The sequence below is a fragment of the Micromonospora sp. LOL_025 genome (assembly GCF_048060285.1).
Classification (GTDB): Bacteria; Actinomycetota; Actinomycetes; order Mycobacteriales; family Micromonosporaceae; genus Micromonospora.
Map to the genome: position 1 here is coordinate 1 of NZ_JBHMIR010000124.1, position 493 is coordinate 493.

1 pseudogene is annotated in these 493 nt (G+C 64.5%); it reads right to left on the reverse strand.

From position 1 onward, the window contains the following. Positions 1 to 88 precede the first annotated feature (88 nt). Positions 89 to 493 (reverse strand): annotated as a pseudogene (locus ACFHW0_RS31770) (IS701 family transposase); the annotation flags it as partial.

A 493-nucleotide genomic window follows, 5' to 3' on the forward strand; every position in this document is an offset into this window, starting at 1 on the left:
CCGTGATCACCTGCATCACGCCATGCTCCACCCTGGACTGCCCACAGAGTTACGAGACGTCCCTTAGTACTCCAGCAGGAGATCATTTTCAGGGCTCCGTCAGGGCTTGCCGGGCGTAGTGGCTGATCTTGGCTTCGGCTTGATGCCGCCGGCGGAAGATGGACCAGGCGATGACGTCGCCGACGCGTCGGGTGGGTTCGATGATCAGGGCGTGGAACAGGCGGCGGAGTTCGTTGACGGTGATCGGGATCAGGCCCTGCGGGCTGGTGGTGCTGGCTGCTGCGGCGGCGGCGAGGAACGCGTGAGCGGCGATGACGAGGGTGGTCCAGCGGTGCCAGGCCCGCCAGCGGCGGTGCTGGTGCTGGTCCAGGCCGAGGCCTGTCTTGGTGGCTTGGAACGATTCCTCGATGCTCCATCGTCGGCCTGTCAATCCCCTGGAATCGTGGAGGACTCGGTTATGCGGCCTGGTTCTCCAGGACGTGTGTAGTTGATC